The following is a 1,051-nucleotide window of genomic DNA, read 5'->3' as shown; positions in this document are numbered from 1 at the left end:
TCAACAAGTAGTTCGGTTTCAGAGAGTGAGCGAGCATCAAGAAGTGCGAGCGAATCGGCATCAGTGAGCGCATCGGATAGCACGAGCAGATCGGCATCAGAAAGCGCAAGTACGTCGACATCAACAAGTACTTCTGAATCAGAAAGTGAGAGTGCATCAAGAAGCGCAAGCGAGTCAACATCAGTGAGTGATTCAAATAGCGCGAGTAGATCAGCGTCAGAAAGTACAAGTGCGTCTACATCGACAAGTAGTTCAGTATCAGAAAGTGAACGTGCGTCAAGAAGTGCAAGTGAATCAACGTCAGTAAGTGATTCAGAAAGCGCGAGAAGATCAGCATCAGAGAGTGCAAGTGCGTCTACATCGACAAGTAGTTCAGTATCAGAGAGTGAGCGTGTATCAAGAAGCGCAAGCGAATCAACGTCAGTGAGTGCATCGGACAGTGCAAGCAGATCAGCGTCAGAGAGCGCAAGTACGTCAGCATCGACAAGCACTTCAGTGTCAGAAAGTGCAAGCACGTCAACATCGACAAGTAACTCAGTATCAGAGAGTGAGCGTGTGTCAAGAAGCGCAAGTGAGTCGGCATCAGCGAGTGAATCGGACAGTGCAAGCACGTCAGTATCGACAAGTAGTTCAGTATCAGAAAGTGAACGTGCGTCAAGAAGTGCAAGTGAATCAACGTCAGTAAGTGATTCAGAAAGTGCAAGCAGATCGGCATCGGAAAGTGCAAGTACGTCGACATCGACAAGTAGCTCGGTTTCAGCGAGTGAAAGCGCGTCAAGAAGTGCAAGTGAGTCAACATCAGTAAGTGATTCAGAAAGCGCGAGCAGATCGGTATCAGAAAGCGCAAGTACGTCGACATCAACAAGTACTTCTGAATCAGAAAGTGAGAGTGCATCAAGAAGCGCAAGCGAATCAACATCAGCGAGTGAATCGGAAAGCATGAGCAGATCAGCGTCAGAAAGTGCAAGCACGTCAGTATCGACAAGTAGTTCAGTATCAGAAAGTGAACGTGCGTCAAGAAGTGCAAGCGAGTCAACATCAGTGAGTGATT

1 pseudogene is annotated in these 1,051 nt (G+C 47.6%); it reads right to left on the bottom strand.

From position 1 onward, the window contains the following. A pseudogene (locus CD122_RS11830) lies at nucleotides 1-1,051 on the bottom strand (hypothetical protein); the annotation flags it as partial.

The sequence above is a fragment of the Staphylococcus rostri genome, assembly GCF_002902145.1.
Lineage (GTDB): Bacteria > Bacillota > Bacilli > Staphylococcales > Staphylococcaceae > Staphylococcus > Staphylococcus rostri.
The sequence above is the reverse complement of the archived record's forward strand: the minus strand, read 5'-3'. Positions and strand labels throughout refer to the sequence as shown.